Below are 25,943 nucleotides of genomic sequence, written 5' to 3' on the forward strand. Positions count from 1 at the left end.
TCGATAATAAAAAGAGGGGTTATCAGCTGGGAATTATGCCAGAAAAGTTGGTATTATTTCGCAACTTTTAAGAGAAACCCGCGTCTAATAGTCGTTCAGGTGATGTCGAAGGATAGCACAATGTGTAGAAATCATCTCGGACAAATACAAGAATGGTAGGGGTGAAGGATGAAGAAATTAGGTTTTTTTGCAGTTTTGTTCGTCTTTTTATTGGCTTTTCCCGGGATGGGGAGTGCAGCTGAGGCAAGTACTCATATTTATCTTGACGGGAAAGAATTGAATCTATCCTCGGCTAATCAGGTTCAAGAAGTCAATGGAAGTGTGATGATTCCGATTCGTGTCGTCATGGAGGAACTTGGTTTTAATGTCAACTGGGAGAATAAGACAGGCACGGTAACCATAAAGAAAGCGGATACCTCGATTAAATTGGTTGTAGGAAAGAAGACAGCTACAGTAAATGGGACAACTGTAACCGTTCCGGTAGCTCCTTATCTTAAAAGTGATACTTCCATGGTCCCTCTGCGTTTCATTAGTGAGCAGATGGGGATGAAGGTCAACTGGGAACATACAACAAAATCTGTATATCTTATTACCCCAAGCAGCAATGACGGAAACACTTCTCAGCCCGATGGAAATGCAACTATTAGCGGTATCAGCTTTAGTGATAACCGCCTGATCATTGCGGCCAGCGGGAAGGTACAACCAAATGTATTTAAGATGACAGGTCCGGATCGAATTGTCGTTGATGTGCCCAATGCACGTTTTGATGATACTTTTCCAGCCGGAATCCTGGATAGCAATCAGAATGGATCTATACAGATCAATGGATATCCTGACGTTTCACAAGTGCGCTTTTCTTTATACAGCAATAATCCTTCGACAGTGCGCATTGTGCTTGACCTAAACTATGCTAAAAATTATGAACTGGTGAATGCCGGAGATGGTCTGATTATCGTTGATTTGAACAAAGGTTCTTCTACTCCTGTAACACCACCAGGAACTAACGGTAAGAAGCTTGTAGTTCTGGATGCAGGTCACGGCGGGACGGACCCGGGTGCGATCAGTGTCAAGAACCGAAAGGAAAAGGACTTTAATCTGGCTGTCGTTCTAAAGGTGGAAGCCCTTCTTAAGAACAACAAGAACATTGACCTTGTTCTTACAAGAAGCGGGGATACTTATCCTACTTTATCTGACCGCGTAAAGATTGCTGAAAAGCTAAAAGCCGATATATTCATCTCGGTACATGCGAACTCGGGTGCAGCTGCTGCAAGCGGGGTAGAGACCTATTACACCCGAAATTCCAGTCTGCAATTGGCTAACATCATGCATAAGTACCTAGTTAAAGCTTCTGGGCTTACAGATCGAAAGGTTCGTTACGCAAGTCTTCATGTAACTCGGGAAACGACAATGCCGGCGGTTCTGCTGGAATGCGGGTACCTCAGTAATACGAAAGATGAAGCACTGCTCTATACAGAGTCATTTCAGAATAAAGTGGCCGAAGGCATTGTAGCAGGCATCAAGGAATATCTGAAAGTTCAATAGGTATCCCGAAAGGAGGAAGCGAAAGTGACAAGAAAAATTTGGCTCACTGCGCTGCTTGTTGTAGTTGTAGGAATAAGTGCAGGTTGTGGGCAGAAACCGCAGACAGCGGCTGGGACTGATAATACACAGAATAGCTCGGCCCCTGCTACCAATACGGATAACTCCGTGAATACTTCGAGCACTTCCAGTACGGATACTTCCACTGGGGGCGCTGGTGGGCAGGCGACGGCACCAAATACTTCAGAGCCGGCGGACACGAAGTCCAAGACCTTGAACATCGATGCTTATTATACGGATGATCAAATGCTTGAGCTCAAGAAGGTTCAGAAAGAAATCAAGTATGAGAGCGATCAAGATAAATATGAGGCGGCTTTAAAATCACTTCAAAGCAGCGGGGACAGCAAACTATTCGCGCTTTGGGAAAAGGTGGACTTTAAGTCGGCTAGTTTTAAGGACGGGTTGTTAACGGTAGATATTCATCTGCCGGACGAAGCAAGATTAGGAGCAGGTGGCGAATCACTGGCCCTAGATGCGCTTAAGAAGACAAGCTTCCAATTTGATGAAGTGAAAAGCTTGGAGCTGCTAGTTGATGGACAGCAGGTAGATACTCTGATGGGCCATGTCGAACTAGAGCATCCAATGACGAGAGAATAGGAATAGGAAAAGGAATATGACTGCTGTATGTCGAATCTGAATACAGCAGTCCATTTTTTGTTAAAGGGGAGAATTTCATGTCAAACAAAAGAAGCCGTAAGCGCCAATCACGTAAAGCGGTGACCACCATGCTTGTTACTGCTATGTGCCTTAGCGGCGGTGCTGCTGCATTTGCGGATACAAATACTACGGCTGCCACTACTACGACTTCAGCACAATCTACAGTATCAGCTTCGATCTTCAGTGATGTAGCCAGCGGCTATTGGGCTGAGAAGCATATATATAAACTTGCATCGGAAGGAATTATTCTCGGGGATAAAGGGAAATTCCGTCCTGGCGATAACATCACCCAAGAGGAAGCGATCACTCTTGCTTTGAGGTTCATGAATCTGGACAGCAAGCTGCCAGCAACACCTGTAGTTCCAGATAAGCTGAAGACAGGCAATTATTTCAAGCCATATGTCGCGCTTGCCCTTCAGCAGAAATTGATTGACCAGACTGAAGAAGTGGCAGCGACAGGGGCCAAAGAAACTTGGGGTTCCAAGAAAGCTTCTCGCGAATGGATCGCCAAAATTTTAGTACGCGCACTGGGGAAAGAAGCAGACGCTAAGGCCGCAGCAGCGAAAGCGACTGCTTTTGCTGATAATGCCAAGATATCTGCTGGGGCAAGGGGCTTTGTATCGGTGGCGGTTGATCTGGGCCTAACCAAAGGCGTTGACGGTAACAAGTTCGATCCACTTGGACTCGTGACCCGAGCGCAGATTGCAACTTTCTTCAGCCGCGGCCAATCTTATCTGAATCCAGCATATGCCGGCGTATATGAGGGCGTAATCTCAGAGCTTACAGATTCCAAACTGACTTTGTATATGAACGGAAAGACGCGCAGCTTTGTACTCGATGACCGTAGTGTGTACTTCACTAGCGATTCGGAGACCCGGATAGCGAAGAGCGATCTAAAGCCCTTCACGAAAGTAGTTGCCATTGACAAGGTAGGATCTGCTGCCTATGTCGAGGTTACGGATCCGAAGCAGCAGGTAGACAGCATTGAAGGTACATTTGCCAAGATTACAGGGGATAACACGATCTGGCTAAGTACAGCTAGCGGTTATACTTCATATGGTTACGATTCCGCAACCCAGTTCATCGATCAGAACGGTAAAGTCATTACAGCGGCGGGGCTGACTGCGGACAGCACGATTGAAATTCAACGTGAAACCTACTCGCCTGACAAGAAGACCGTAATTGTCAAAGTTAAGACCGGCCTTGTGAATAAGAGTGGAACAGGAACCATTCAATCCGTGGATTTGAATGCCAAGACAATCACAGTTAAAGATTCCACTGGCAGTGTTGAACAGTATAAGGTTGATGATAGTACACTCATTCGTTATCAGAGCCAAATTATTGGCCTTTCTGAACTCAAGCCAAATGCGGCTGTGAAGTATACAGTCAAGAACAATGTCTTTACGAGCCTTGAGGTGACTCAAAGCGTGGAGCGTACGGTTAAGGCGATGCTGGTTGATGTCAACGGAACGAGTAAGCTGGTTACATATAAAACTTCCGGAGGCTCACTTGAGGCTAAGTTCTTAGCTGATAAGCCAGCTATTCTTGTAGATGGAATTGCCGATGCGGGCTTGTCTGATCTAATTGCCGATCCTAGCGCAGGTGATCAGGTGGAGCTTACCTTGGATGCTCAGGAGAGAGTAACACGAGTTCAGGTGCTGGGCCGGCAGTCTGAGCAGCTTACAGACCTGAATGTAGTGTCCTATGATAGTAAGTATAAGGCTCTCACCGTCATAAATGCACAGAATAAGCTGGAAGTGTACAAGCTGGACGACAAGACTAAGCTGGATTATAATCCAGCCCAGCCTACTTTGGCCGGCGTTGAGCCACTTCTGACCAAGGACCGCAAAATCAGCATCACCCATATCGGTGACAGGGCACTGGCTCTCCAGGTTATTTATAAGTACGAAGGAACTTATATGTCGGCTAACACCTCAGCCAAGACGGTAACAATTCAGCTTTCAGGCGGGAAATTACTAACGTTGTCCTACACAGGAAGCAATCCACCGCTTGAAATCTACGGAATTGCAACCCCGTCAGTGTCGGACATTAAGGCGGGCAGCAGTGTAGTTGCTATGCTTACGGCAGGCCAGGATGCTGTACAGACGTTGGCTGTTAAGACTCCTGTGCAATTCGAAGTGATATCGGTAGATTCAATTAATAATCGGATTCGGGCCAAATCCAAAGGAGTAACGGATGACTTCTATGTTGACAAAGCGGTTCTTCTTGGAGATAATGGCCAATCCATTAAGATCTCAGACCTTTATGTTGGGCAATTTATTAATGTGATCTTTAACGGAAGAACAGCAGTCTCATTACAGGCTGTGAAGCTGGATCTTGGTAAAGTTCTGAGCAGCGACGGTTCAACAGTATCTGTGAAGAATTTTGCAGGTGTCACTACCTCATACCCTGTAAGCGGCGGGGTTAAGGTGGTTAGAAATGGAGTAGCAAGTACAAATGCAAGCACACTTACTACTTCTGATCATGTTGAAGTCCGTAAGGATGAGAATGGCCAAATCGTGTTCACCGTTCTTAATTCGATTGTCCGTCCATTCAATTATTACGATTCATCCTCTAAAGAAGTGTATGTAAAACATGATTTTAACGACAATAATTATCGGTTTGGTGTAACTTTGGAAACATATGTTCATCAAGGTGACATCACTTTAACCGTGCAATCCCTCAAAGAAAATGATAATATTGTATTATATTTCAACAATGACAAGCTGGTTGAGATCGAAAAACAATAAGTCATGTTTCTGAGATTGACCGTCTTGATACGGACTTCAGTCCCGTATCAAGACTTTTTTTTGCCGGGAGGTATGCACATGAATGCGGCTGGCGTCCGCCACATACTGGACAGTATCGGAGCCATGTTTCCGGATGCACACTGTGAACTAAGCCACAGCAACGCCTTTGAACTGACGATTGCCGTTCTTCTATCAGCTCAATGTACAGATGCGACGGTCAACAAGGTAACGGCAGATTTATTCCAGAAGTACCATACCCCGCTGGATTATGTCTCTGTGCCGATTGAAGAATTGGAGCAGGATATCCGCCGGATTGGCCTCTACCGGAATAAAGCGAAGCACATCCATAATCTGTGCAAAATTCTGATTGAACAGTACGGCGGTGAAATTCCTTCAGAGCACGATAAGCTTGTCCTGCTGCCTGGTGTAGGCAGAAAGACAGCTAATGTCGTTGTCTCCAACGCGTTCGGGGTTCCTGCTATTGCGGTAGATACCCACGTGGAGCGCGTAAGCAAGCGACTCGGTCTTGCGGGCTGGAAGGATTCTGTCTTAGAGGTCGAGAAGAAGCTAATGAAGCAGGTGCCAAAGGATGAGTGGACACTGACACATCACAGATTGATTTTCTTTGGACGTTATCACTGTAAGGCACAGTCCCCGAACTGCCAGGTATGTCCACTGCTTGATGTGTGCCGGGAAGGCAAAAAGCGTATGAAAACTGCGCAGCTTAGAGAAGATAGAGAGAGTAAGGCCAAAAAATGATATTGATAGTAGAGGATGAGACTACATGAAATGTATTTCCGTTTACACAGACAATTTCGAACTTTTCTCGGATATGTTTGAACAGGTGATTGAGATTAATCTGAGTGAGAATGACGAGCGTGAGCTTGAAGGAATTACAATCAGCGACTCTGGTGAAGTTCCTGAGCACTACTTAGAGCGTATGGCGAAGAAACCTGAAGTAGTAGTAATGAAGGACAAGAACAGAGGCATTACAATTCTTCAGCACGGTAAAGTATTTGAAATTCTGATCCCTTCAGATGAAAGCGAAGCTGTAACCGCAGGTTAATAGTTTAGGAAATTTGTGGATCTACTGAATATTTGAACGACCTGAAATGAAACCGAATTTTTTCGGTTTTATTTTTTTTGCCTGAGCGCGGCTTCCAAGTAGTGACCTCGAATGATAAAATAAATATATTTATATATTCAGGAAAGACACAGAACCTAGAAGAAAGCGGTCAGGAGAGAGGCTTTAGTATGAAAACGTTAACAGAACAGAACGAGCTCGCTGTAGAGCAGTTACTTTATAGCTTGAAGAATTATTTGAGCCAAGCGGGAGATCACAAGGCGAGCAGGGATATCGATGAGCTGGATTTAAAGCGGAGGTCCGGAGAGCTTACGCTTGCCTTTTGCGGGCATTTTTCCGCGGGGAAGTCGAGCCTGATCAATACCCTGTGCGGTAAAAGAGTGCTGCCAGCAAGCCCACTGCCCACGAGTGCAAATGTCGTTATGATTCGCAATGGGGCACCCAAGGTGCTGCTTACTAAAGCTGCTGAAGAAGAGCCCGTGCTCGCTCCGCTGGAGCAATTGGAACAATATTGCCGCAACGGTGAGGAATATACACGAATTGCGGTATGGGATCAAATTCCGTTACTGGGGAACCAGGGAGTACTTCTGGATACCCCAGGGGTAGATTCGAACGACGCCGGCCATGCGCTTGCGACCGAATCGGCGCTGCATTTGGCGGATGTGGTGTTCTATGTCATGGATTATAACCATGTGCAGTCCGAGACCAATCTGTCCTTCGCCAAGAGTCTGTCAGATTGGGGCAAACCCGTCTATCTTGTTGTTAATCAAATTGATAAGCACAGGGAACAGGAGCTTGGCTTCGACAAGTACCGCCGCAGCGTGGAACAAGCGTTTGAAGTATGGCAGGTGAAGCCGGCTGGCATCTTCTATCTGTCCTTGAAGCAGCAAGAACATCCTCATAATATGCTTCCCGAGTTAAAGAAAGTTCTATCCGAATTGATTGAGCACAGGGAAGACCTGCTTCAGTATTCGCTCAGCTGCTCTGCTTTCCACACAGCAGAGGCTCATTTGAAACAAGCGGGCCAAGCGGATGAGCCGGAGCGTGAACGGTTAATTGATGAACTTGGCGGGGAGCAAGAGGCCGCGCGAGTAGAGGAGGAAATTGCCTCCCTTCAGCGCGCATCGGAAGAGAACGAGATATTACCCTCCAGACTTCAAGCTGAACTGGCTGCCGAGCTGGACAAGCTGCTGGGCAGCGCACAGCTGATGACGCCTCCGATTCGAGAAGCGGCACAGCTTTATCTGGAAAGCCGAAGCCCTGGCTTTAAGATGGGCTTCTTGTTCTCGTCAGGCAAGACGGAAGCCGAGAAGCAGCGCCGGCAGGATGATCTGTTCGGAAAGCTGAGTGAGCAGATCTCGGCCCAGGTGGATTGGCACGTGCGAGATTTATTGCGAAAATTGGGGCAATCTCATCATCTGTGGTCAGCTGAGTGGGAGGCGAAATTAGATCTTGAGCTGCCAAAGCCAAGTCTTGAATGGATCTCCGACCCGGTGAAGGCCGGAGCCACGGTATCCGGCGAGTCAACGCTGCACTACGCAGCGGATGTCAAAGCCGTCATTACGGCGGCGTACCGCAGGGCCGCCATAGATTTTGCCGCCGAGCTGCTTGCGGGACTCGCACCGCAGCAGGAGGCCGTTCGCGGCGAGCTCTCGCTGCGCCGCGAGACACTGCTGACGCGCGCGAACCTTGCCGCGCGTCTACAAGCCCTTGACCGCGGCGCCGAAGCACGCGCCGCGCAGCTGCGGGCGCTGCTGGGCGCGCCCGCGGCCCTCACCCCCGGCGTATTGCCGGAGGTGGGGGAACCCGCAGCGCCGCCGCAGACGCAGGCGGCGCAAGAGGCGCCCGCTGCCGCAGCTGTGCATGCGGCAGCTCAAGCTGCGCCAGCCGCCGCGCCAATTCGGCGGCGGCTGGATGAAGCGGCCGCGCTGCTGGGAGGCGCGGCCGAGGCGCTTGCGCCGCACCCCGCCTTCGAGGCGGGGGTGCGTGCGCTGACCGCGCGCGCCGGCGAGCTGCGCCGCGGGCGGTTCACGGTCGCGCTGTTCGGGGCCTTCAGCGCGGGCAAGTCCTCGTTCGCGAATGCCCTGCTGGGGCAGCGCGTACTGCCAGTGTCGCCGCATCCGACAACAGCGGCGATCAACCGCATCCTGGCCCCGGAGGGAGACTATGCTCACGGCACAGCCGTAGTGATGCTGAAGACTCCGGAGGCTATGCGGGAGGACTTGGCCTATTCCTTCAGCGTGCTTCAGCTCGGTGACTGGAAGGAACAGTCCTGGCTGGAAGCGGTCAGAAAGCTGAAAGCCAAAGATATTCCCGCCTCAGGCCGATCGCATTACAGCTTCCTGCAGGCGGCTGCGGAGGGCTGGAGTTCCTATGAAAGCAAGCTTGGGACAAGTCTGTCGGTGGAAATAACCGAATTCTCGGCATTTGTTGCCGAAGAGGCACGGGCCTGCTTTGTTGCGGGAATCGATTTGTACTATAGCTGCCCGCTTACCGAGCAAGGGATCGTTCTGGTAGATACCCCGGGTGCAGATTCCATCCACGCCCGGCATACTGGTGTCACCTTTCAATATATGAAAAATTCAGATGCTTTATTGTACGTAACATACTACAATCATGCGTTCTCCCGCGCCGATCGGCAGTTTCTAGCCCAGTTAGGACGGGTTAAAGGCAACTTTGCCCTGGATAAGATGTTCTTTATCGTTAATGCGGCAGACCTGGCGTCATCCTCTGATGAATTGCAGGAGGTTGTAGCCCATGTGAATTCAAGTCTACGCACAGCGGGAATTGAGCGACCTCAAATCTATCCGGTATCCAGTCTGAACGCGCTGGATGGCAAGCTTACAGGGAATGGCGGACTGTCGTCCTCTTCCGGCTTCGAAGTATTTGAAGAGGCCTTCGATTCTTTTATAGGAAATGATCTAAGCGGTCTTGCCGCAAGCTCAGCCGCTGACGAGCTACATCAAAGTGTACTTCGTGTGCAGCAGAGGCTCTCCGCATTATCTCAGTCGGGAATGGACCTTGAGCAGATTCTCCTGCGTCTGGATAAGGCGCGTTCGGATTATAAAGAGTCACTTGATGAGCTGGGGGCTCTGGATATAAGCAGTGAGATTATTCAGGAAACGAATGAGCTCCTGTTCCATGTGCGTCAGCGGCTGCGGCTCGCTTCCTTGGATCTCTACCGTGAATTCTTCCACCCTTCGCTGCTGCAGGAGGATGGGGGCGACCTGAAGAAGAAATTCTCTGTATCCATGCATGATTGGACAGCACATCTGTCCGGTGAGCTGGAACGGGAACTTCAAGCTACCTCCTTGCGGCTCGAGAACAAGGTGAACTCTATTGTGAAGAGAGAATGTGGGAGATGGCTTGAGAAGAGTGAGCAACGAGAGTTTGGCCCAATCTTGTATGCCAAGGAATTAATTCCATGGACTACACCGGAGATTGGGGAAGGAATCCTTACCGGGAAGCTTGATTGGCATACTTACTGGTCCTATTTCAAGAATCCCAAACATTTCTTCGAGGGAGCAGGAAGAGAGGCGCTGCGGGAAGCTCTTGAGTCTCCGCTCGAGGAGCTGGTTAAAGAGGCGGTGGATCGGATTCAGAACATGTATGCCCAATATTACTGCGAGGGGGCTAATCTTCGGAAGATGAGCGCATGCGAGCATTTCATGAATTTATGGATGGAATGGGAAAAGGAAATGCGCGAAATTGATAGCTCGCGCGAGGAGACCACAGCGCTTGAAGAGCTCGAAAGAGGCCTGCTAAAAACAGAACAACAGCTTAGGCAGATATACTGAGCATTTGTGAGCATTTAGAAGGCGAGATCAGATTAATATCTTTTAAATGAAGATCCAACTAGTATTCTCATTAAAATGAAGTTATTTCCTCTTTGCTGCCATAAAGTCCTGATGGTACACTGCTTAAAGTTCCTAATTTGACGGATGGCAGCGAGGAGGAGACATATGAATGTTCTCAGGCAATTGCACGTCTATTACCGGGAGAAGAACCATTTACTGATTCTCTCGATAGTATGTCTTGCAGCCGCAACAGCATTGGGGCTGGTATACCCCAATTTGCTAAGAAAGCTGATTGACGAAGTCATTACACCAGGGAATTATAATGAAGCTCCGTATCTTGCTTTAACAGCGCTTTCAATTATTATTGTAAAGGCTTTCTTACAGTTCCTAAGCGGATTTTTCGGCGGACGGTTGGGGAATTATTTAGCTTATCGTCTTCGGAATGCTTGCTATGAGAAGCTGCAGTTCTTGTCGTTCCGTTATTATGATACTGCGAAGACGGGAGACCTGATGTCCAGATTGACCGGGGACCTGGAAGCGATCCGCCTCTTTATTGGCTTTGGCTTCGCCCAGCTGCTCAACCTGGTCTTTATGGTCAGCTTTGGCGCCGTTATGATGGTCTCGATCAATTGGCAGTTAACCGTACTAACTCTGATTACGATGCCCTTTCTGGTTCTCGTCGCATGGAAATTCGAGTCCAAGATTCACCCCGCATTTCAGGAGATGCGTCTTGCCTTAAGCTCTCTTACTACTTCTGTGCAGGAGAATATTACAGGGGTTAGAACAGTAAAGTCTTTCGCAAGAGAACCCCACGAAATTGATAAGTTCTCGGAGCGAAATGAAAGATACAAATCGAATCAAATCTTTGCTGCCTTGCTATGGAGCAGATATTTCCCTGTTATGGAGCTGCTCGCTTCGTTTAGTGTTGCCATTCTACTCGGAGTGGGAGGAACACTGGTTATACATAAATCCCTTTCACTAGGGGAATTGGTTGCATTCTTTGGCTTGATCTGGTTCATTATCGGACCTCTCTGGGGACTCGGGTTCCATATTAACAACTATACCCAGTCCAAGGCGTCGGGAGAACGCGTACTCGAAATTCTCAATCAGACGATCGACGTGAAAGACGACGAGCATGCCGGAGATCTTCATGGAGAGCAGGTTCAAGGACATGTGGTTTTTGACCACGTTACGTTTGCCTACGGCAACAAAATGCCAGCCGTGGACGATATTAATTTTGAAGCTAAGCCGGGAGCTGTTATTGGTTTCCTTGGCGGAACGGGTTCCGGGAAATCAACAATTATTCAGCTTCTGATGCGTGCGTACGACATCGATCAGGGCAGCATTAGATTGGATGGTATGGATATAAGGAAGATCAAGGTTAGACAGCTGCGTGAACAGATTTCTACGGTGTTCCAAGAGACGTTCCTGTTCTCATCCTCAATCCGCAACAATATAGCATATGGAATTAAGGATGTCTCTATGGACGAGGTCGTCCGAGTTGCCCAGCTCGCCAAAGCCCATGACTTCATTATGGAACTGCCGGATGGATATGATACGGTGGTTGGTGAGCGCGGAATGGGATTGTCGGGAGGTCAGAAGCAGCGGATTGCCATTGCAAGGGCTCTCTTGAAGAATCCTAAAATTCTTATTCTGGATGATGCAACGAGCGCTGTGGATATGGAGACCGAACATGAGATCCAGACCGGATTCCAGGAGGTCATGCGAGGAAGAACGACGTTCATCATTGCTCACCGGATCTCCTCGTTAAGACATGCGGACCTAATCCTTGTGATGGATCAAGGACGGGTGGTCCAACAGGGAAGACATGATGAGCTTATTCAAACCAAGGGTCCCTACCAGGAGGTGTTCCGTATTCAGTATGCGGATTATCTTTCCCGGACATCGGATGAGGAAGATGAGGTGAATTCCGTATGAGCACGCAAACGGAGCTGACATCCAGTCAGAAACCTGGGATGAAGAAGAAGCAGGAACTGAATGACCGATTTATCTACAAGGACGATGATGCAATCGACAAAGCGTTTGATTGGAAGCAGTTCAGAAGGCTGTTCTCTTATATGAGGCCTTATGCCAAGCAGCTGCTTCCGCTGATTATTCTCATGATGGTTCTTGGGACCATTACTAAGCTGACTGTGCCTTATCTAACGAGCTTGGCCATTGACAAAGCGATAGTTAAAGAAGGTAGTCTGAAGCTTCTCTACATCATAACCGCATCTGTAATTCTGCTGTATTTAATTCAATGGGCTGCCAATGCTTACCGGATCAAATATACGAATATAATTGGTCAAAGGGTCATTTATGATCTTAGATCAGACCTGTTCCGTCATATTCAGAAGCTTTCCTTCAATTTCTATGACAAACGTCCGGCTGGGTCAGTTCTTGTTCGGGTCACCAATGATGTGAACTCGCTGCAGGATCTGTTCACTAACGGGGTAGTGAACCTCATGATTGACTGTGTGCAGCTGCTCGGGATTGTAATTATCCTGCTGCTGGTCAATTGGAAGCTTGGACTTGCGGTGATGGTCACAGTACCGATCATGTTCTTCATCTCAACCAAGCTGCGTCAGACGATCCGAATTGCCTGGCAGGTGGTGCGAACGAAGAACTCCCGGATTAATTCCCATCTGAATGAATCCATTCAGGGGATACGAGTGACCCAGGCCTATACACAGGAACAAGAGAACATGAATTATTTCGATGTAATGAACAAGGACAGCAAGAAGTCCTGGGATAAGGCCTCGGCGATGAACCAGATGTTTGGGCCGCTAATCGAAATTACTGGCGGGATCGGAAGCTTTATTCTGTTCTGGCTGGGAGCTTATCTCATTCAATCTGGTGAGATTACGATTGGTCTGCTAGTAGCTTTCAGTAACTACGTTGGTAACTTCTGGGACCCGATTAACCGGCTTGGCCAGATGTATAACCAGCTTCTTGTAGCTATGGCTTCCTCGGAGAGAATCTTTGAATTTATTGATGAACAGCCATCGGTGGCGGATAAGCCGGATGCTAGGCCGATCCCGGCCATTCATGGAAATATTCATTTTGATCATGTAGTCTTCGAGTATGAAAAAGGACGTCCAGCTCTAAAAGGGATTAATCTGCAAGTAAAGGCAGGTCAATCAGTTGCTTTGGTAGGGCATACCGGATCCGGGAAGAGTACAATCATCAATCTGGTGAGCCGATTCTACGATATAACAGAGGGTAGAATAACCATAGATGGACATGATATTCGGGATGTCACGCTTCAGAGTCTTCGGAGCCAGATCGGGATCGTGCTTCAGGATACGTTCATATTCTCGGGTACGATTCGGGACAATATCCGTTTTGGACGACTGGATGCTACGGATGAAGACGTCGAGGCTGCGGCAAGGGCTGTTGACGCTCATGATTTTATTACCCAGCTGCCTGGTGGATATGAGACAGAAGTAGAGGAACGGGGAAGTGCCCTCTCGATGGGACAACGTCAGCTGTTGTCTTTTGCCAGAGCACTGCTCGCTAACCCGCGGATCCTTATATTGGACGAAGCTACGGCAAGTATTGATACAGAGACCGAACTGAAAATTCAGGAGGCCCTGAAGGTTCTTCTTAAAGACAGAACTTCCTTCATTGTCGCTCACCGGTTGTCCACGATCAGACATGCGGATCATATCGTCGTACTAGACCACGGGGAGATCAAGGAAGAAGGGAACCATGACCAGCTTATGAAGCAACAGGGAATTTACAGTGGGTTAATAGAAGCACAATTCAGATTTTTGTAACTAATTGTCGGAAATAAGTAGATTTTTAGCGGAGCACTCTTGCATTCTGGACGAGAAACCCGGAAAATAGATAAGAAGAAACTACTTATCTATTTGGATCATTTTAAGCAGTTTTTACAATGACTTAATTTAGTCCATATTAACTAGGGGGATTTCAGACGAATGTGGGGTGCTCCTTTTTCTGATCATGCCAGAACGATGCTCCTGCTTGGCAGTGGAGAGCTTGGCAAAGAGGTCATCATTGAAGCTCAAAGATTAGGTGTAAGGACCATTGCGGTAGATCGATATGAACATGCTCCAGCGATGCAGGTTGCCCATGAGTCTCATGTCATTGACATGCTTGATGCTGAGGCACTAAAGAATCTGATTCATCAGGTAAAGCCGGATATCATTGTGCCGGAGATCGAAGCTATTGCCACTTCGGCACTGCTTGAGCTTGAAGAGGAAGGATATCATGTGGTTCCAACCGCCCGCGCGGCTCGTCTTACAATGGATCGCGAAGGAATTCGGCGGCTCGCAGCCGAGGAGCTAGGCATTCCTACAGCGGACTACCGGTTTGCGGACAGTCTAGACAGCCTGAAAGAGGCAGTTAAGGAGCTAGGCACACCTTGTGTGGTTAAACCGCTGATGAGTTCCTCAGGTAAAGGCCAGACCGTATGCCGGACACCGGAAGATGCCGAAGCCAGCTGGAATGCGGCACTTGAAGGTGCGCGTGCGAAGGGAGCAGCGGTGATTGTCGAGTCTTTTGTCAAATTTGAAAGTGAGATTACGCTGCTTACCGTTCGAAGCGTCTCCGGAACGATCTTTTGCCCACCTATTGGTCATATTCAAAAGGACGGCGATTATATTGAATCCTGGCAGCCTCATTTCATAAGTAGTCAGGCTCTTCAAGAAGCACAGGAAATTGCCCGTACCATTACGGATGCGCTGGGCGGATATGGCTTGTTCGGGGTGGAATTGTTCGTAACAGAGCAAGGCATTCTGTTCAGTGAGGTATCTCCTCGTCCGCATGATACAGGCATGGTGACCATGGTTACACAGGACCTGTCCGAATTTGCTCTGCACGTTAGAGCTATTCTGGGCTTCCCAGTACCTTCGGTACATGTGCTTACTCCAGGTGCTTCAGCTACACTGAAGGCTGACCGGGAGGGCCAGTCTTTTAGGATCAGCGGCGTTCATGAAGCACTTGAAATTCCTCGTACACAGATCAGAATTTTCGGTAAGCCGCTCAGTAAGCCGGGGCGTCGGATGGCAGTAGCTCTCAGCGCTGACGAAGATGTGGAGACTGCACGCATCCATGCCAAAAAGGCGGCAAGTCTATTAAAGGTGGAATGGGCTGAATGAGTAATCAGGTATGTGCTCCGGCACTCTTAATCCGCAAATGTTCACGTGAAGATGCGAAGGAGATTACAGCTCTTATGAGACAGCTTCGTTATCCCACAACGGTAAGTGTTATGGAAGAAAGACTTGCGGCATTTGAGAATCACCCGCATTTTCGTAATTTTGTAGCAGAACTAGATGGTGAAGTAGTTGGTACAGTAAGCCTAAGACAGCTGCAGACCCATGATATGGAGCAGCCCGTTACTCGCATTACCGCACTTGTAGTAGATGAGAATCACAGAGGCAAGGGCATTGGAAAGAGACTGATTCATGAGGTTGAGTCCTGGGGGAAGCGTAAGGGAAGTCAGGAGCTGTTCCTGTCCACGGGCGATGAAGAGCGTATTGATGCCAAGCCGTTCTATGAACGGATGGGATTCGAATGCTCCGGATACCGTCTTTATAAAACATTGGAATAGTTCATCTTTTCATTCGTCATCCCTTAGGGATGATTTTTTTTGTCCAATTGGGAATTCACGTACAAAAACCTCACTTATTTAAAATGGGCTGATGTTACTTCCATTCTAATTAGGTGAGGTTTTGCTTTTCGAATTGAAGGTATCTGATTATTCTTTAATAGTGAAGGAATCCATGATCTCCTTGACCAGCGTATCCTTAAATTTATCATAAGTTTCTTTGGTGGAAGAGAAGCTGACCACATAAGTGTTCTTCTTAGCCGGAATAATCAGCTGAGAGAGGATAATATCAGACTTGGTCTGAGTGCTGGTATAGCTGGACGTGGAGATTCCTGCTTTGAAGCCGGCGTGATCAACGTCTTTGTATTCAATTTGCTTATAATTTGACATTCCGCTTGCTTCCCCTTTTTCCTCCAGCAGCTTAGCTGAGCTCTCAGCAATTACTTTAGCTGTATACGAAGTGTCGGCATTCACCGTTACATTAATATTTGTGGTGAAGTTTCCTGTAGGCTGGGGATCATAGAATGCCGCTTTAATCATAGGATTGTTTAATTGCTTCTCATCATATGTACTCCAGCTTTTTGGATAGGAGACATTAAATTGTTCATTCTCGTAAGTTTTGAAATCAGCAGGGATTTCTTTCTTCTCCTCCAGGGTGCCAGAGTCATCCTTAGAATCTGCAGCCGGCTCAGTAGAAGCAGGTGTTGATGCCGATGTGGACGGAGCAGGCGTATTTGATTCTGCACCGGCTTTCTTCTCCGTTGTACTGCTGTTACCGCAGGCTGACAACAAGCCCATCAAAATTACTGCCGCCATCAATTTCTTCAACATGTTGTTCTCCTTTGTTTTCTCAAAATGAGTTAATTAGGAAGCAATGGTCGCACAGTTACCAAATAGACCAAAGCAACCACTATCCATATTTAACCATAACTGTGGTGCTGTCAACCATTTCGCCTGGATAATTCCAGGTTATTTGAACTGGAAGTCACTTCGAAAAATGATAAATTCGTTGAGGGATTTAAGGTAAACGGTTACAATAGTTTTGCATCTTTATGATAAATTGCGGATGCCGCCAAGATTATTGCAGAGGCTCACACCCTACCCGAAGGATGGTTATCATGTATAAGTTAATTTTAGTCGATGACGAAGCAGATGTAAGGGAAGGATTGCTGACCGAAATCGATTGGAATGCATTAGGCTTCATTGTGGCGGATACGGCCGAGAACGGGCGCGAAGCTGCTGAGATGGTTGAGAAGCACCAGCCGGATATCGTGGTTACTGATATTCAGATGCCTTTTATGAACGGGCTGCAGCTGTCTGAATGGATCAGAGAGAACTACCCGGCTACCAAAATTATAATTTTAACCGGGTACGAGGAATTCGAATATGCCCAGAAAGCGATTCGACTGCAAATTGATGAATATGTGCTAAAGCCTTTTTCCTCGCAAGATCTGATTCATATTTTGCTGAAGGTTAAGGCTAACATTGATGAGGAAGTCGCTCAGAAAGAGAACATTCACCTCTTGACTGAACATTACAGGCGGAATCTTCCTGTGCTGCAGAGCATTTTTTTGTCCTCCCTGGTAACCCGCAGACTTCCGAAGAATGAGATTCATGACAAGATTCAGTCTTACTCGCTAAACCTGGAAGGCAGCAAGTATATGGTATCGATTATCAGGCTGGATCCTAAAGTGAAGGAAGAGAAGACTCAAGGTCTAACTTCGGAGCAGAAGGGTGCTCTTTCTCTCAAAGAAACTTTCGATCATGACCTGGAGTTGTTCGCCGTGCTGAATATCACCTCGGAAATCGCCGGGAAATATGAAAGTGGTCATGTCTTTATTCACCATGATGAGGTTGTTGTGCTGAGTATTAGTGATGAGAGCGATTCGGACTCAATAAGTCAGACGTCACTGAGTATGCTGGAGGAAACTCGTAACAGTATCGAGAGATATCTGAAGCGAACCGTTACGATTGGGGCTGGTAGCTCACAGGATAGTCTTCAAAAGCTGTATATGTCTTATAAAGATGCGGTCCAAGCCTTTGATTATCGCTTATTATATGGCGGGAATAAGGTGATCTGGATTGAGGACATGGAGAATCGCTCCTCGGAACCATTTACCGTTAGCGATTTTAACGAACAAGAGCTTGTTAGATGTCTTAAGGTAGGCACAGAACAGGAAATCAACACTTTGATGGATCAGCTGTTTAACAGGATCTCGGATACAGGGATCTCATACCAGGAATTTCAAATTTATTTGCTTGAGATGCTGACTGCTGCTGTAAAGGTGGCTAAGGAGATCCATGTGGATCTGGATCGATTGTTCGGTAACGGGGCAACAGGACTCGGTGAGATAACGAAATTCTCGCATGCTTTGGAGGCTAAGGAATGGTTCAGAGAGCTGTGCTTGAAATTAAGAAGTTCGATTGCCTCCGACCGGGAATCCAGCTATAACCGCCTAGTGGAAGACGCCAAGGAATATATCCGTGAGCATTACCGCGAAAGTGAGATTTCGATCAACAAGGTGTGCGAGTATTTGCATATCAGCACCGGTTATTTCAGTGCCATCTTTAAGAAAGAGGTCAAAATGACCTTTGTGAATTATCTGCTCGGCATAAGAATGGAGGCTGCACAGGAACTGCTAAGGAATACGGAATTAAAAGCATTTGAAATTGCCGAACAGATCGGATTCGCTGACCCGAATTATTTTAGCTTCTGCTTTCGCAAGAAATTTGGAATCTCACCGAAAGAATATCGGAGCGGAGCCAGGGTGCAATGAAGCTCTGGAAGAAGTTATATCAGCCGATTGGAAGGTTTCATTATAAGAAGATTCAGGTCATGATTACGTTATCGTTCATGTTCATTACCATAATTACCGTGCTGCTTGTGAGCGTGATGCTGTACAATAAATTTTCCAAATCTTCAGAAGAGAACACGTACCTGAACATAGGACAGATTATTGATCAGGTGAATCTCAACCTGGAGTTCTATATCTCGGGAATGAAAGATATTTTTGAGTTGGTAGAGGAACGCGTGGGTAACGCCCAGACTTTAACGGGCGAGCAAATGGAGAGCCAATTAGGTACGATTCTTAATACACGTGAAGATTTGGTCTCAATCGCTTTGTTCACCAAGGGTGGCGAGCTGGTGCTCAACACGCCGAATACCAGCATGCGTTCCAATTCGAGGCTGACAAGGCAGGGATGGTTCGAATCCGCCCAGGAACATTCGGGTCTTCTTCAATTCTCCCCGCCTCATATTCAAAATGTATTCAAATCCCCGTACCGCTGGGTGGTCACCATGAGTAAGGAAATTAGTTATGTAGATCAAGGGGTGAAGAAAAAAGGGATTCTTGCGGTTGATATCAATTTTCGTACCATCGATGAGCTGAGCAAACGGGTAAGTCTTGGCAAGAAGGGCTATGTCTATATTATTGATGGTCTTGGGAACATGGTCTACCACCCGCAGCAGCAGTTAATCTATGCCGGACTTAAATACGAGAATCTGGAGCCTGTGCTGAATTATTCCTTCGGCAGCTATACGGACAATTCCACAGGAGAAGAACGGATTATTACAATCAAGACCGTTCAGCCTACAGGCTGGAAGGTCGTGGGCGTGACCTATGCCGATGAGATTATGACGACAAGGAAGGACATTAATGCCTTCATGCTCTGGTTCCTGTTCGTGATGCTTGGCATTGTTCTGATTGTCTCTGTTCTTGTCTCGTACCGAATTGCCAAGCCTCTGCGCAACCTGGAGAGATCCGTGAAGAAAGTGGAGGATGGAGACTTTGGCACCATTATTGATGTAAGCGGGGCTTATGAGGTTGAGCAGCTCTCCAAGAGGTTCAATTTGATGATCCGTAGAATACGGGAACTTATGGATCAGATTATTCTGGAGCAGGAAGCGAAGCGTAAAGGAGAGCTTGAAGTTCTTCAGGCGCAAATTAACCCTCACTTTTTGTATAACACTCTGAATTCAGTTACTCGAATGGCCGAAATGGGACGTAAGGAAGAGGTGGTTACTACCATCACTTCATTGTCTAAATTCTTCCGAATCAGCCTGAGCAAAGGGAACAATATAATATCGGTTCATGATGAACTGGAGCATGTGCGAAATTACTTGATTATCCAGAAGATTCGTTTCAAGAATAAGTTCCAGTATGAGATAGAGGCTCAGGATGAGGCCCTGAATTGTATGACACTTAAGCTTATTCTCCAGCCTTTGGTCGAGAATGCGATTCATCATGGAATCGAAATGATGGTTGATGAAGGATTTATCGGAATCTACTCCTGGATAGAGGACGAGAGTCTATTCATTCGGGTGACCGACAATGGCGTAGGGATGCCGGAGGAAGTGCATAAGGGAATATTGTCAGGACGAGCCAGGCAGGACAGCGGATCTGGCGTAGGAGTTAGGAACGTGCATGAACGCATCTCCCTGTACTATGGTGCACCTTATGGGCTAACTTTTGAGAGTGAGCTGGAAGAGGGAACGTCTGTAACCGTTCGGCTGCCTATCACGAAATCGGATATTAGGGATAATGGAGGACAGCCATGAAGATCAAGCAGCTCATTCTTCGATTTGGCGTGTTGATGATCCTGTTCATTTCGGCTGGGTCGTGTTCCTCTCCCATGGATCTTAGGGCGGTAGAGGAATCTGTTACCCGGGTGAGTATGATTGTCAAAATGGACCACGGCGACTATTGGAAGACGATTAAAATGGGGGCAGAGGTAGCTGCCAAGGAATATAATGTAAAGCTGGATTTTATGGCACCAGCTAACGAGAATGACTACAAAGGACAGATCGCCTTAATGGAGAAGTCCATCCAGAATGGAACAGATGCAATTATTCTATCTGCTAGTGATTATATGGCTTTAGCACAAGTAACAGATCAAGCGTCCTATTATGGTATTCCGGTATTATCCATGGATGCGGAAGTCGCTTCCGCCAAAGTGAAATCCTATATCGGCGCGAATAACTACGAGGCCGGCCAGAAGGCGGCGGAGCGTCTGGTGGAATTAACAGGTACCAAAGGTGAAATCGGCATCGTTAACTTTGTGAAAGGAGCACGAAACGCGGATCAAAGGGAGGAAGGTTTCACGGATTATATTGCCCGCTTCCCAGACCTTAAGATCGCAGATACTGAGTATTGCGGTTCTGATGAGAAGTTAGCGGATAAGCTGACCAAGACCATGATTCATGATTTTCCCGAGATCAAGGGCATTGTAGCCCTAAATGCTGAAGCATCAATAGGTGCAGGGAAAGCGATTGACGATCTGGGATATGGAGGCAGAATCAAGCTGGTTACCTTTGACAATCCACCCGAGATGCTGGAGAAGCTTCAAGAAGGGACCGTACAGGCTATGGTTGTCCAGAATCCATACAGTAACGGTTATCTTGCGGTGGCCTCAGCAGTACAACTGGCCGAAGGCAAGAGTATTTCAGAGCGTTACGATACAGGCACGAAGCTGATTGATCTGGACAATATGCTCTGGCCCGACAATCAGAAGCTTTTGTTCCCTTTTATCAAATAATCTATCTGTTGCTGCAACTAATAGATCGGCTTGTCTATGGGTAAATTACGTTTATGTGCGAGATTTACCTAAGACTTGGAGTGATGCGAAAGTGAATGATAAAAGCATGCTGAAGACGGGTGCGCTCGATGTCGAATCCGTGACTAGTGATATTACTTTTGTACGGTCGCTTATCGCTAATGTATGTTTTGTAGGTGACCCTTCCAGAGGAGATTGGGTGCTAATTGACACTGGCCTCGAGTCTGTAGTGGATGCGCTCGAGAGAGAAGCGATTGAACGATATGGACGTTCACCTAAAGCGATCATTCTCACGCATGGGCATTTTGATCATGTAGGAGGCGCTATTACCCTGTCAGATCGTCTGCAAGCACCTGTCTATGCTCATCCACTCGAGCTGCCATTCTTGACAGGCAAGCAGGACTATCCCCCGGGTGACCCCAGCGTTGGTGGTGGATTAATGGCCGGAATCTCGCCGATTTATCCGCACAAGGCTATAGATATGGGGGACAGAATACATTCACTTCCCCAGGGCGGGAGCGTTCCATATCTTCCAGATTGGCGCTGGATTCATACTCCCGGACATAGCCCGGGTCACATTTCTTTGTACAGGGATTCGGACAGAACCTTAATAGCTGGGGATGCTTTTATTACAGTCAAGCAAGAATCTGCGTTATCTGTCATTTCCCAAGAGATTGAGTTTAGTGGTCCTCCTGCTTATTTCACCCCGGATTGGGAGCAGGCGAAGGAGTCCGTGAAGAAGCTCGCCGATCTGAAGCCGCAAAGGGCAATTACTGGACATGGACGGCCGGTGTCTGGTGAGCAGCTAATGAGAGGACTCAGCCGATTAGCCGAGAACTTTGATGAACTTGCTGTGCCTGAGCACGGCAGGTATGTAGATAAGCATAATTAGCAATGAGACATATGAATGATGAAGCGTCTTTTCCCTAATCGGAGAGGCGCTTTTTATTATGATTCGCATAAGCAGATTAGTGAGAATTTTCATATAAACACATCAGAATTTTAGATTCGCAAAGGTTCGATATTCATGCATAATGAAAACGTAACCAAGTGATTCACATGACCCACAAATCAGACCTAAATAAAGAAGAGGTACCATCTTATCAGACTATGGGAGGTCAACAGAATATGAAGAAATTAAGCATGGTAGTACTGGCAACATCGGTTTTGGGAGCAGCACTGGCGGGGTGTTCAGGTTCGGGAAGCAGTGGTTCTTCCACTGAGCCGAGCGTAGGTGTAGCGATTTATAAGTTCGACGACACGTTCATGACAGGTGTTCGTAACTCAATTGAGAAGAACGGTAAAGGGATTGCGAAAGTTGAAATCGTAGACAGCCAGAACTCTCAGCCAACACAGAATGATAAGGTTGACTTGTTCTTGACTAAGAACACGAAAGCTCTTGTCATCAATCCGGTTGACCGTACAGCAGCAGGTGTCATCATTGATAAAGCTAAAGCGAAAGACACTCCGGTAGTATTCCTGAACCGCGAACCACTTCCAGAAGATATGAAGAAATGGGATAAGGTGTACTACGTTGGAGCCAAAGCAGAAGAATCCGGTTCCCTGGAAGGCGGATTGGTTGTAGATTACTGGAAAGCTCATCCGGAAGCGGATAAGAATAAAGACGGCGTTCTCCAATATGTCATGCTGAAGGGTGAACAAGGTCACCAGGATGCAGAGCTTCGTACGAAGTATTCGATTCAGGCTGTAGAAGAAGCAGGCATCAAGGTGGAGAAATTGGCTGAAGACAATGCGAACTGGGACCGTGTAAAAGGTCAAGAGAAAATGGCTGCCTTCCTGGCCGCGCATGGCGATAAGATCGAAGCTGTCTTCGCGAACAATGACGATATGGCGCTCGGAGCTATCGAAGCATTGAAAGCGGGAGGATACTTTACAGGCGGTAAATATGTACCAGTTGTAGGTGTTGACGCTACTGCACCAGCGCTTCAAGCACTGGGAGATGGAACTTTGCTGGGTACCGTTCTTAACGATGCGAACAACCAAGGTAAAGCAGCAGTTACACTGGCTTCCCTGCTTGGTCAAGGCAAAGAAATCACAAAAGAAAGCGTTGGTTTTGATGTAACCGACAAGCAGTACATCTGGATTCCTTACAAAAAAATCACTAAAGACAACATGAAAGACGCTCAATAAGTGAATTCAAGCTTCTCGGCATAAGGCATAAGAAAAGGGAGGCTTTCTGCAGAACTGCAGGGAGCCTTCCAAGTTTTATACATCGCAAAGAATAAATAAAGCGGATAGGAAATGCGGTAGTAAGGAGGCGAAATGCAAATGGCTGAACAAGAGTATTACCTTGAGATGAGAAATATCTCAAAAGAATTTCCCGGTGTTAAAGCATTAGATCAAGTAACCTTGCAGGTTAGGCCCGGAACTGTGCATGCGCTCATGGGAGAGAATGGCGCAGGGAAATCGACCCTTATGAAATGTCTGTTCGGTATTTACAAGCCGGACGGAGGCGAAATTTATTTGAATGGCAATAAAACCGAGATTCAGAACTCCAGCGCTGCTCTAGCAAACGGCATATCGATGATCCATCAGGAGCTTCATCCAATCCCTTTCCGGGATGTCATGGAGAATATTTGGCTCGGAAGATTCCCAATGAAGGGACTAGGGCCATTTAAGTTCGTGGATCACAGCAAGATGTACCGTGATACAGAAGAGCTTTTCAAACAGCTGGATATTGATTTAAAGCCGGACACCTTAGTTGGTAAATTATCAGTGTCGAAGATTCAGTCGATCGAAATCGCGAAAGCGGTATCATTTAACTCTCGAATTATCGTGATGGATGAACCAACCTCGTCGCTCACCGGTGTGGAAGTTGAACATTTGTTCCGTATTATCCGTGATTTGAAAGCCAAGGGCGTTGCCATCATTTATATATCTCACAAAATGGAGGAAATCCTTCGCATCTCGGACGATGTCACCATCATGCGTGACGGGAAGAAGATCGGCACTTGGCCGGCAGCTGAGATGACAACGGATCTTATCATCTCGAAGATGGTCGGACGCGATCTGACGCATCGTTTCCCAGAACGGGACAACGTGCCTGGAGATGTGATTTTGCAAGCACATGAATTGACTTCACCAGTGGACAAATCGTTCAAGAACGTCTCCTTCGAGCTTAGAAAGGGAGAAATTCTCGGTGTTGGCGGACTGGTTGGGGCTCAGCGGACAGAGCTGATTGAAGCGCTATTCGGCCTTCGGGAGCTGTCTTCAGGAAGTATCTCTATTCATGGCAAGAAAGTTAAGATCAAATCACCTAAAGATGCAATGAAATATGGTCTGGCCCTATTAACCGAAGAACGCCGGACTACCGGGATCTTCCCCGTGCTGTCCGTGCATGAGAATGGAGCTATTGCCAATCTGGACCGGTACGTAACGCCATACTTGCTGCTCAATGAGAAGAAGAAGCAGGCTGAGACTAACAAAATGATTGAGAAGCTGCGTACCAAAACGCCGAATACCAAGGCACTTATTATGAATCTGTCCGGGGGGAACCAGCAAAAGGTTCTGCTTGCAAGATGGCTGTTAACCGAGCCGGAGGTTCTTCTGCTGGATGAACCTACCCGTGGTATAGACGTGGGAGCGAAATTCGAGATTTACTCCATCATTGCGGACTTGGCACGCCAAGGAAAGAGCATCATTATGATCTCCTCAGAAATGCCTGAGCTGCTGGGGATGTCCGATCGCATTATGGTTATGTCCGAAGGGAAAATGACAGGAATTCTAGATGGAGAAACGGCCAGTGAAGAGACGATTATGCGACTGGCTGCCCAGCATTAAAGGCGGGAGAGGGAGGAAGCATGAACATGAGTGCTAGAAGAATACAAGATATTATTACTCAAAATGCCATCTATATCGTATTGGTGGTACTGATTATCGGGATAGCTATTTATGATCCATCTTTTATCGGGATTAACGCACTGCGTGACGTATTGAACCAATCAGCTACACGGACGATTATTGCGCTGGGTGTTGCCTTCATCCTGATTACAGGGGGAACGGACTTATCAGCAGGACGTATGGTCGGCCTAACCGCCGTTATCTCAGCTTCTATGCTGCAGATTCAGGATTACCCGAGAAGGTTCTTCCCGGGACTTGCAGACCTGCCGGTTATCGTTCCCGTTCTGCTTGCGATTGCAGTCGGGTTCCTGTTCGGAATGATCAATGGATTAATTGTAGCTAAATTAAGGGTTCCCCCATTCATTGCTACACTGGGTACGATGGTTATTATTTATGGTGTGAACTCACTATACTTCGATATGGATCCGAACCACTCACAGCCGATTGGCGGACTTAGACCTGATTTCACTAAATGGTGGGGGTCCGGAAGTATTGGTTCTGGCCAATATTCCATCCCGTATATCGTCATTATTGCACTCATCGTAGCTGTTATAGTGTGGGTCATCTTTAACAAAACACGGCTTGGTAAAAACATGTATGCAATTGGCGGTAACGAACAAGCTGCTAAAGTATCAGGAATTAACGTGTCCCGTAACCTGATCTGGATCTATTCCATCGCAGGTGCACTGTATGGCCTTGCGGGTGTAATGGAAGCAGCCAGAACAGGTGGAGCAACTAATAACTACGGTAACATGTACGAGCTTGATGCCATTGCAGCATGCGTGGTAGGCGGCGTGTCAACAACTGGGGGTATCGGTACCGTACCGGGTGTCTTGACCGGGGTGCTTATCTTTACAGTTATCAACTATGGATTAACGTTTATCGGGGTAAGTCCGAACTGGCAGCTGATTATCAAAGGTATTATTATCGTTGCCGCAGTAGCTTTCGACATGCGTAAATATGCGAACAAAAAATAATAAATGAATTAACAATCAGCCGCGGCAGAAATGTCGCGGTTATCCCACATTTTGGTAATGCGAGGACATCCTATCCATGTTAAAATGTTACAT

General features: G+C 47.2%; 18 protein-coding genes. 17 read left to right on the plus strand and 1 reads right to left on the minus strand.

Translation table 11 applies throughout. The features are described from left to right. Nucleotides 1–168 precede the first annotated feature (168 nt). The 10 genes from ACRRNK_RS09570 (at nucleotide 169) to ACRRNK_RS09615 (ending at nucleotide 15,462) form a co-directional block, all read left to right on the plus strand. Nucleotides 169–1,542, plus strand: a complete 1,374-nt coding sequence (locus ACRRNK_RS09570; RefSeq protein WP_433946499.1) for an N-acetylmuramoyl-L-alanine amidase — start codon at nucleotides 169–171, stop codon at nucleotides 1,540–1,542. Nucleotides 1,543–1,566: 24 nt separating this feature from the next. After that, complete coding sequence (locus ACRRNK_RS09575) at nucleotides 1,567–2,196, plus strand: GerMN domain-containing protein (RefSeq protein ID WP_433946500.1); 630 nt, start codon at nucleotides 1,567–1,569, stop codon at nucleotides 2,194–2,196. Between the two features lie 77 nt (nucleotides 2,197–2,273). Next, complete coding sequence (locus tag ACRRNK_RS09580; RefSeq protein WP_433946501.1) at nucleotides 2,274–5,006, plus strand: S-layer homology domain-containing protein; 2,733 nt, start codon at nucleotides 2,274–2,276, stop codon at nucleotides 5,004–5,006. 78 nt (nucleotides 5,007–5,084) lie between these two features. Then, nucleotides 5,085–5,765 carry an endonuclease III gene (gene nth, locus ACRRNK_RS09585; RefSeq protein ID WP_433946502.1) on the plus strand — a complete coding sequence of 227 codons (681 nt, stop codon included), beginning with the start codon at nucleotides 5,085–5,087 and terminating at the stop codon, nucleotides 5,763–5,765. A 25-nt stretch (nucleotides 5,766–5,790) separates the two neighbouring features. Then, the gene (locus ACRRNK_RS09590) at nucleotides 5,791–6,072 is read left to right on the plus strand and encodes an NAD/NADP transhydrogenase alpha subunit (protein ID WP_433946503.1); all 282 of its coding nucleotides are present in this window, start codon (nucleotides 5,791–5,793) and stop codon (nucleotides 6,070–6,072) included. Nucleotides 6,073–6,260: 188 nt separating this feature from the next. After that, nucleotides 6,261–9,887: a dynamin family protein gene (locus ACRRNK_RS09595; protein ID WP_433946504.1), complete on the plus strand. Its 3,627-nt coding sequence runs from the start codon at nucleotides 6,261–6,263 to the stop codon at nucleotides 9,885–9,887. Nucleotides 9,888–10,052: 165 nt separating this feature from the next. Further along, nucleotides 10,053–11,825, plus strand: coding sequence for an ABC transporter ATP-binding protein (locus tag ACRRNK_RS09600; RefSeq protein WP_433946505.1), 1,773 nt, complete (start codon nucleotides 10,053–10,055; stop codon nucleotides 11,823–11,825). Then, the gene (locus ACRRNK_RS09605) at nucleotides 11,822–13,666 is read left to right on the plus strand and encodes an ABC transporter ATP-binding protein (protein WP_433946506.1); all 1,845 of its coding nucleotides are present in this window, start codon (nucleotides 11,822–11,824) and stop codon (nucleotides 13,664–13,666) included. The genes ACRRNK_RS09600 and ACRRNK_RS09605 overlap by 4 nt, the downstream gene beginning before the upstream one ends. Before the next feature lie 162 nt (nucleotides 13,667–13,828). Further along, complete coding sequence (gene purT / locus ACRRNK_RS09610) at nucleotides 13,829–15,010, plus strand: formate-dependent phosphoribosylglycinamide formyltransferase (RefSeq protein WP_433946507.1); 1,182 nt, start codon at nucleotides 13,829–13,831, stop codon at nucleotides 15,008–15,010. Beyond that, on the plus strand, nucleotides 15,007–15,462 hold the full coding sequence (locus tag ACRRNK_RS09615) for an N-acetyltransferase family protein (protein ID WP_433946508.1): 456 nt from the start codon (nucleotides 15,007–15,009) through the stop codon (nucleotides 15,460–15,462). The genes purT and ACRRNK_RS09615 overlap by 4 nt, the downstream gene beginning before the upstream one ends. A 147-nt stretch (nucleotides 15,463–15,609) precedes the next feature. On the opposite strand, the gene ACRRNK_RS09620 is transcribed toward ACRRNK_RS09615, so the two are convergent. Beyond that, entirely contained in the window at nucleotides 15,610–16,290 is a 681-nt protein-coding gene (locus tag ACRRNK_RS09620; RefSeq protein ID WP_433946509.1) for a hypothetical protein, read from the minus strand. A gap of 287 nt (nucleotides 16,291–16,577) precedes the next feature. On the opposite strand from ACRRNK_RS09620, the gene ACRRNK_RS09625 reads away from it, so the two are divergent. The 7 genes from ACRRNK_RS09625 (at nucleotide 16,578) to mglC (ending at nucleotide 25,850) form a co-directional block, all read left to right on the plus strand. Then, nucleotides 16,578–18,236: a response regulator transcription factor gene (locus ACRRNK_RS09625; protein ID WP_433946510.1), complete on the plus strand. Its 1,659-nt coding sequence runs from the start codon at nucleotides 16,578–16,580 to the stop codon at nucleotides 18,234–18,236. 59 nt (nucleotides 18,237–18,295) lie between these two features. Next, nucleotides 18,296–20,017 (plus strand): sensor histidine kinase, encoded by a 1,722-nt coding sequence (locus ACRRNK_RS09630; RefSeq protein WP_433946511.1) that lies wholly within the window; start codon nucleotides 18,296–18,298, stop codon nucleotides 20,015–20,017. Beyond that, nucleotides 20,014–20,994: a substrate-binding domain-containing protein gene (locus ACRRNK_RS09635; RefSeq protein WP_433946512.1), complete on the plus strand. Its 981-nt coding sequence runs from the start codon at nucleotides 20,014–20,016 to the stop codon at nucleotides 20,992–20,994. The genes ACRRNK_RS09630 and ACRRNK_RS09635 overlap by 4 nt, the downstream gene beginning before the upstream one ends. A 91-nt stretch (nucleotides 20,995–21,085) precedes the next feature. Further along, nucleotides 21,086–21,904 carry an MBL fold metallo-hydrolase gene (locus ACRRNK_RS09640; protein WP_433946513.1) on the plus strand — a complete coding sequence of 273 codons (819 nt, stop codon included), beginning with the start codon at nucleotides 21,086–21,088 and terminating at the stop codon, nucleotides 21,902–21,904. 236 nt (nucleotides 21,905–22,140) lie between these two features. Further along, a complete protein-coding gene (locus ACRRNK_RS09645; RefSeq protein WP_433946514.1) occupies nucleotides 22,141–23,163 on the plus strand; it encodes a galactose ABC transporter substrate-binding protein in 1,023 nt (340 codons plus the stop codon). Nucleotides 23,164–23,301: 138 nt separating this feature from the next. Continuing rightward, complete coding sequence (locus ACRRNK_RS09650; RefSeq protein ID WP_433946515.1) at nucleotides 23,302–24,813, plus strand: sugar ABC transporter ATP-binding protein; 1,512 nt, start codon at nucleotides 23,302–23,304, stop codon at nucleotides 24,811–24,813. A 26-nt stretch (nucleotides 24,814–24,839) separates the two neighbouring features. Next, a complete protein-coding gene (mglC, locus tag ACRRNK_RS09655; RefSeq protein ID WP_433946516.1) occupies nucleotides 24,840–25,850 on the plus strand; it encodes a galactose/methyl galactoside ABC transporter permease MglC in 1,011 nt (336 codons plus the stop codon). Nucleotides 25,851–25,943 lie beyond the last annotated feature (93 nt).

It is taken from the genome of Paenibacillus sp. SN-8-1 (assembly GCF_050995535.1).
GTDB lineage: Bacteria > Bacillota > Bacilli > Paenibacillales > Paenibacillaceae > Fontibacillus.